7 protein-coding genes and 1 pseudogene are annotated in these 6834 nt (G+C 71.0%); 5 read left to right on the top strand and 3 right to left on the bottom strand.

What is annotated here, in order from left to right; all coding sequences use genetic code 11:
* Nucleotides 1–364, bottom strand: a pseudogene (locus tag V8688_RS13255) (ATP-dependent helicase); the annotation flags it as partial.
* Between the two features lie 191 nt (nucleotides 365–555).
* Between V8688_RS13255 and V8688_RS13250 the strand changes: the two are divergent.
* Together V8688_RS13250 and V8688_RS13245 are read left to right on the top strand one after the other, a co-directional pair.
* Complete coding sequence (locus V8688_RS13250; RefSeq protein WP_218720970.1) at nucleotides 556–918, top strand: hypothetical protein; 363 nt, start codon at nucleotides 556–558, stop codon at nucleotides 916–918.
* A 72-nt stretch (nucleotides 919–990) separates the two neighbouring features.
* A complete protein-coding gene (locus V8688_RS13245; protein ID WP_255588496.1) occupies nucleotides 991–1650 on the top strand; it encodes an HNH endonuclease family protein in 660 nt (219 codons plus the stop codon).
* A 105-nt stretch (nucleotides 1651–1755) separates the two neighbouring features.
* Here V8688_RS13245 and V8688_RS13240 read toward each other — a convergent pair whose 3' ends face one another.
* Nucleotides 1756–2562 (bottom strand): sulfurtransferase, encoded by an 807-nt coding sequence (locus tag V8688_RS13240; protein ID WP_218720977.1) that lies wholly within the window; start codon nucleotides 2560–2562, stop codon nucleotides 1756–1758.
* Between the two features lie 283 nt (nucleotides 2563–2845).
* On the opposite strand from V8688_RS13240, the gene V8688_RS13235 reads away from it, so the two are divergent.
* The gene (locus V8688_RS13235; protein ID WP_218720968.1) at nucleotides 2846–4048 is read left to right on the top strand and encodes a benzoate/H(+) symporter BenE family transporter; all 1203 of its coding nucleotides are present in this window, start codon (nucleotides 2846–2848) and stop codon (nucleotides 4046–4048) included.
* A 57-nt stretch (nucleotides 4049–4105) separates the two neighbouring features.
* Here the strand turns inward: V8688_RS13235 and V8688_RS13230 are convergent, their stop codons facing one another.
* Nucleotides 4106–4600 (bottom strand): Lrp/AsnC family transcriptional regulator, encoded by a 495-nt coding sequence (locus tag V8688_RS13230; RefSeq protein ID WP_218720967.1) that lies wholly within the window; start codon nucleotides 4598–4600, stop codon nucleotides 4106–4108.
* A gap of 170 nt (nucleotides 4601–4770) precedes the next feature.
* Here V8688_RS13230 and pdhA point away from each other — a divergent pair, with 170 nt between their 5' ends.
* Together pdhA and V8688_RS13220 are read left to right on the top strand one after the other, a co-directional pair.
* Nucleotides 4771–5853: a pyruvate dehydrogenase (acetyl-transferring) E1 component subunit alpha gene (pdhA, locus tag V8688_RS13225; protein WP_316573678.1), complete on the top strand. Its 1083-nt coding sequence runs from the start codon at nucleotides 4771–4773 to the stop codon at nucleotides 5851–5853.
* A complete protein-coding gene (locus V8688_RS13220; protein ID WP_316573677.1) occupies nucleotides 5850–6824 on the top strand; it encodes an alpha-ketoacid dehydrogenase subunit beta in 975 nt (324 codons plus the stop codon). The genes pdhA and V8688_RS13220 overlap by 4 nt, the downstream gene beginning before the upstream one ends.
* Nucleotides 6825–6834: the final 10 nt, after the last annotated feature.

The following is a 6834-nucleotide window of genomic DNA, read 5'->3' as shown; positions in this document are numbered from 1 at the left end:
GCCGCCAGCGCACCCACCACTGGCCGTCGGCCCGCTCGACCTGCGGCACCACCCGGCCCGCCCGCACCCATCGTTCGACGCCACGGGCGACATGGCCGAGGAACCGCAGATCGCCGGCGATGTGCTCGCGCCCGAGTCTGCTGCGCAGCACGACGGCCGCCGTGGGCGGCGCGAGCGCGTGGGCGCGCACCTCGGCGGTATCGGGCCGTCCCGCGGCATCGACGACGAGCACCTCGGCGCGATGCCGGAACCTGGCGCGTTCGAGGATGTCGCCCAGCACCGAGCCGACGGCCACCGGCGCCCCGTCGTGCCACAGCAGCAGGCCCGACCCGGGGGACCACAGACCGTGCAGCATGGGTTCCATCCAAGCAGTCGGCACCGACAACCGGCGCGGCGGCTCCTCCCCCTGGATTTCTCGCCGATCCCGGAACATACTTGGATATCCCCTGGTCACGGGCCGGACCATCCACCGGCGACAACTACATAACGACCCAGGCGAACCGGGCTCGCTCCGGCTCGGCCGATGAACCCCTTGTATGCGTGCGGAGGGCAGTGATGACGATTCTGCTCCAGGTTCTCGAGCAGAGCTATACCCCGACAACCCCGTGGGAACGGCGCAAATTCACTTTCATCGACACCGGAAAGATCGTCGGCATGCGCCTGGACGGCCAATCCGGGGTGTGGCTCGACCTGTCCAGACCTGGCGAATCCCAGCGTCTGGCCCACACGGCCGATCCGCGCGAGTCGATCACCTTCCTGTTGACCGTGTTCGCCAAGATCGCCGAATGCGAGGACCGTGGCGGATCCTGGCTGGTCGGCCACGACGGCACACACGTGTCCTCGATCGCGGCGACGCGATTCCCGCCGAACTCCAGCGAAGTAGCCGCCGACGACATCCTCGCCCGCGCCTGGTTGTGAGCCCGCGCGGGTTGTTGTCGGTGCCTCCGGCTACAACCTGCAGGTATGTGGACATGGGCGCGGCTGCTGGTGATGGTGCTCGCGGTCGCGGGCTGTGGCGTTCTCACCCCGGATGAACCGGTCACCCCGGCACCCGGGAGTCCGACGCGTGCCGAGGTGACCGCGCTGCTCGAGCGGGTGCGGGTGATCGCGGCCCGCCCCCGTCCCGGCGGCTACGAACGCGGCTGCAAGGCGGGCCAGGCGTGCGTGTTCGGCACCGCCTGGTCCGACGACACCGACGCACCGGGCGGCCACGACGGCTGCGATACGCGCAACAACGTCCTCGCCGGACAGCTGCGCGAGGTGGTGCTGCGCGGCCGCTGCGTCGTCGTCGAGGGCGTGCTCACCGACCCCTACACCGGCGCCGACATCACCTTCCGCAAGTCCGACGGCGGCCGGGTGCAGATCGACCATGTCTACCCGCTGGCCGCCGCCTGGGACATGGGCGCGGCCGGCTGGCCGCCCGCCCAGCGCCTGCGCTTCGCCAACGACCTGTCGGTGAACCTGCTGGCCACCGGGGCCACCACCAACCAGTCCAAGGGCGACGACACCCCGGCCGACTGGCTCCCCCCGGCCCGCGCCAACCACTGCTTCTACGCCGCGAAGTACCTCACGGTCGCCGTCGACTACGACCTCCCGATCACCGCCGCCGACAACGCCGCCCTCCACGACATCGCCCGCGGCTGCCCCTGAGCCCCGGTGACGGCGACTGCCGCGATCAGCCGTCCACCGGTGCGCCGGCGAGCGCGGGTCCACGAGCGCGGCGCGCGAGGCGCCCGCTCGACCTTCCGGCCTGGCCTAGGCTCCCGTCGCGACCGGGCGCTTCGGGTCGTTGGACCATTGCGACCAGGAGCCCGGATACAGCGCGGCCGGGATGCCCGCCACGGCGAGGGCCGCGATCTGGTGCGCGGCGGTGACGCCGGAGCCGCAGTACACGGCGACCGGGCCGTCCCCGAACGCGGCGAAGCGGGCGCGCAGGGTGTCGGCGGGGTGGAAACGTCCGGTGTCGTCGAGGTTGTCGGCCGTCGGGGCGCTCACCGCGCCGGGGATGTGCCCGGCCTGCGGATCGACCGGCTCCACCTCACCGCGATAGCGTTCGCCCGCGCGGGCATCGAGGAGCACGCCGGACCAGCCCGCCGCGGCGTCGGCGTCGATCACCGGCAGAGCGCCGGGACGGACCACCAGGTCACCGGTGGCCGGGTCCGGCTCGGCGCCGGTGGCGAGTTCGCCGTCGGCGGCGGTCCAGGCGGGCAGGCCGCCGTCGAGGATGCGGACGTCGGCGACCCCGGCCCAGCGCAGCAGCCACCAGGCCCTGGCCGCGGCCATGCCGCCGGTCGCGTCGTAGACCACCACCGGTTCACCGTCGCCCAGTCCCCAACTGCGCGCGCACTTTTCGAAGGTGCCCGGATCGGGGAGCGGGTGACGGCCGCGCGCGGGCGAGGGCGCGGCGGCGAGTTCGGTCTCCAGGTCGACGAAGACCGCGCCCGGGATGTGCCCGTCGAGATAATGCTGCGGGCCGTTCGGATCACCGAGCGCCCACCGCACATCGAGCAGGTGGATGTTGTTGTCCGCCAGCTCTTCCCGGAGCTCCTCCGGGGAGATCAATACCGCGCCCACTGCCACTCCTCACCACGGTCGTACCTGCGAATCCCCCGTCGCCACCCTACGCAGAGCGGGCGGTTCACCGGTGCCGAACATGGCCGCGACCTCGGCTCGACCGACGAATCCGGCCACCGGCCGGGTGAACCGACTGCGGCGACGCGCCGACATGGTCCATCCTCGACCGCCTGCCGGCACGAACTGGACTGCCCGGCGCCGACCGCAGATCAGGCCACTTTCCCGGTACTGGCAGGCGACAGCGGCAGCACCGACCGGCAATATCGGGACAATGTCGCAGGTCACCACCACGCCCGATGAGGTCACCGAACCTCGGGCCGGAATCGCGCAACCGCTCGGCGCGGGCGCGATCACCGCACTGGTCGGGTTCACCAGTTCGTTCGCGGTGGTGCTCAGCGGTTTGCGGGCGGTGGGCGCGAGCCCGGCGCAGGCGGCATCCGGGCTGATGATCCTGTGCTTCACGCAGGGCATCGGCATTCTGCTGCTCAGTTTCCGGTACCGGATCCCGATCACGCTGGCCTGGTCGACGCCGGGCGCGGCGCTGCTGGCGAGCACCGGGCTGGTGGCCGGCGGCTGGCCCGGCGCGGTCGCGGCGTTCGCGGTGACCGGCGTGCTCATCGTCATCACCGGGCTGTGGCAGCGGCTCGGGTCGCTGGTGGCGGCGATCCCGGTGCCGATCGCGCAGGCGATGCTCGCCGGAGTACTCGTCCCGCTGTGCTTGGCGCCGGTCAAGGCGCTGCACACCTCCCCCGCCGTGGTCGTGCCGGTCATCCTGGTGTGGCTGGTGCTGCAGCGGTACGCGCCGAAGTGGGCGGTGCTGGTGGCCTTCGCCACCGCGGCGATCGGCACCGGCGTCGACATCGCGGTCCGCGACCGGCACCTCGATCTCGCCGCGATGGTCCCGACCGTGGAATGGACGGCGCCGCACTGGCATTGGCAGGCGATCGTCGGCATCGCGGTGCCGCTCTACATCGTCACGATGGCCTCGCAGAACATTCCCGGCGTCGCGGTGATGCGCTCGTTCGACTACCAGGTGCCCTGGCGCGCGTCGATGCTCGTCACGGGCATCGGCACCATCGCCGGCGCCGCCGCGGGCGGCCACGCGATCAACCTCGCCGCCATCAGCGCCGCGCTGTCCGCCGCCCCCGCCGCGAGCCCCGACCCGAAACGCCGCTGGATCGCCGCCGCCACCGCGGGCGCCGCCTACCTGATCCTCGGCCTCGCCTCGGCCGCCCTGGTCACCCTGATCGCCGCCGCCCCGGCAGGCACCCTGGAAACCGTGGCGGGCCTGGCGCTGCTCGCTACCCTCGCCGCCGCCCTCACCGGCGCCCTCACCGACCCCGACCACCGCATGTCCGGCCTGGTCACCTTCCTGGTAGCCGCCTCCGGCACCACTTTCTTCGGCATCGGTGGAGCCTTCTGGGCCCTCCTGGCCGGTCTCCTCGTCCGCCGCTTCCTGCCGTCCGGCACGTAGGGCCGACACCGCGCTGGGCAACACGATCGGCACAGGGCGGCGCACCGCCGACGGCTCTCAGTTCGGCCCGGCGAGGCGGTCGAGGAGGGGGGCGGTGCGGGGGCCGACGAGTTCGCGCATCACCAGGGCCATGTTGGTGCGTTCCACGCCGGGGATCTTGAGGATCCGGCCGGCGATGCGGTAGAGGTCGTCGGCGTCGCGGGCGACGATACGGACGGTGAGGTCGGTGGAGCCGGTCATGCCGCAGACCTCGGTGACCTCGGGGACGTCGGCGAGTTCGTCGACGACGGAGTCGAGTTGATGCTGGTCGACGACCACCGCGACGAAGGCCGCCAGCGGGTAGCCGAGAGCGCGGGGCTCGACGCGTCGCTCGAAGCTGCCCAGCACGCCGCCGTTGTCCCAGCGGGCCAGCCGGGCCTGGACGGTATTGCGGGACAAGCCGAGGCGGGCGGCCAGCTCGACGCCGGTGGCCCGGGGATTGGCGATCAGCTCGCGCAGCAGCCGCGCGTCGGTGGCGTCCAGTGTCACGGCGTCGGGTTCGCGACTTGTCATACGACGCAGTATGACAGCGCGCGCCGGGTCCAGACCGTGCATTCTGCTCATTGCCGTGTCGGTCGCTTGCGCAGTCGGCTTTATCGTGGATGCTGAGTGATACACATCGCACTCAGCGATTGTCGTACTTGCATCGGCCCACAAGGCGCGGTGGTGAGGAGGCGATCTCGATGTCGGAGAAGCAGACCTACCCGGTCCAGTTGGTTCAGCCGGACGGCAGGCGCGTGTTCGATCGCGAACACGCCGCGCTGGTCGCCGACATCGATGCCGGACGGTTGCGGCAGCTCTACGAGGACCTGGTCGTGACCCGCCGGATCGACGTCGAGGCTACCGCCCTGCAACGCCAGGGACAGCTCGGCCTGTGGCCCCCGCTGCTCGGCCAGGAGGCCGCCCAGGTGGGCTCGGCGCATGCCCTGCACCCCGACGACTACGTGTTCTGCTCCTACCGCGAGACCGCGGTGGCCTACGTCCGCGGTGTCGCGCCCGAACAGCTGACCACCCTGTGGCGCGGCGTCGCCCATCACTGCTGGGACCCGGACACGGTCAACATGACCAACGCCAACATCGTCGTCGGCTCCCAGGGGCTGCACGCCACCGGCTACGCCTACGCCGCCCACCTCGACGGCGCCGACATCGCCACCATCGCCTACTTCGGTGACGGCGCGACCAGCCAGGGCGACATCGCCGAAGCGCTCGGCTTCGCCGCGACCTGGAGCGCGCCGGTGGTCTTCTTCTGCCAGAACAACCAGTGGGCGATCAGCGAACCGGTGACGGTGCAGAGCCACGTGCCGCTGGTGCGCCGGGCCGACGGCTACGGCATCCCGGGCGTGCAGGTCGACGGCAACGATGTGCTGGCGGTCCTCGCCGTCACCCGCCAAGCGGTGGAGCGGGCCCGCACCGGCGGCGGCCCCACTTTCATCGAGGCGATGACCTACCGGATGGGCCCGCACACCACCGCCGACGACCCGTCGCGCTACCGCACCGCCGCCGACACCGAGTACTGGGAACACCGCGACCCGATCGAGCGCATCCGCCTGCTGCTCGACCGCGAGGGCCACCTCGACCCGGAGTTCGCCCGCCAGGTGGCCGCCACCGCCGACGACGTCGCCCGCCGCGTGCGCACCGCGACGCTGGAGATGCCCGATCCCGACCCCGAGCGCATGTTCGACCACGTCTACGCGACCGAGCACCCCCTGATCACCGAAGAGGCACAGCAGTTCTCGGCCTACCTCGCCGAAGGAGCCCAGTCATGATCACCACCTTCGCCGCCGCCCTCAACACCGGCCTGCGCCGCGCCATGGAAGACGACGCCAAGGTGGTCCTGCTCGGCGAGGACATCGGCAGGCTCGGTGGCGTGTTCCGGGTGACCGACACCTTGCAGAAGGACTTCGGCGACAACCGCGTGATCGACACTCCCCTGGCCGAATCCGGCATCGTCGGCACGGCTTTCGGAATGGCCTTGCGCGGCTACCGCCCGGTGGTGGAGATCCAGTTCGACGGTTTCGTCTATCCCGCCTTCGACCAGATCGTCTCCCAGGTCGCCAAGATCCACTACCGCACCGGCGGCAAGGTGAAGGCGCCGTTGACGATTCGCATTCCGTTCGGTGGCGGCATCGGCGCGGTCGAGCACCATTCGGAGTCGCCGGAGGTGTATTTCGCGCATACCGCGGGCCTGCGGGTCGTCTCGCCGAGCACCCCCGCGGACGCGTATTCGATGATCCGCCAGGCCATCGCGCTGGACGATCCGGTGGTGTTCTTCGAACCGAAACGTCGCTATTGGGACAAATCCGACGTAGATTTCGACGGCGAACCGGATCTGCCGCTGCACAAGGCCAGGGTGTGCACCCGCGGCGCGGACGCGACCGTGGTCGCCTACGGCGGCACCGTCGCCACCGCGCTCACTGCGGCGAAGATCGCGGCCGAGGAAGGACATTCGCTGGAGGTGATCGATCTGCGCAGTCTCTCGCCGATCGACGTCGACACGATCGCCGAATCGGTCGACAAGACCGGCCGGTTGATCATCGTGCACGAGGCGCCGGTCTTCGCCGGGCTCGGCGCCGAGATCGCGGCCAGGATCACCGAACGCTGCTTCTATCACCTCGAGGCGCCGGTGCTGCGCGTCGGTGGCTACGACATCCCCTACCCCCCGGCTAAGCTCGAAAAGCACCACCTGCCCGACCCCGACCGCATTCTGGCGGCGGTCGATCGCTGTCTAGCCGCGTGATGAAAGGTGC

The sequence above is a fragment of the Nocardia sp. No.11 genome (assembly GCF_038752175.1).
GTDB lineage: Bacteria > Actinomycetota > Actinomycetes > Mycobacteriales > Mycobacteriaceae > Nocardia > Nocardia canadensis.
The sequence above is the reverse complement of the archived record's forward strand: the minus strand, read 5'-3'. Positions and strand labels throughout refer to the sequence as shown.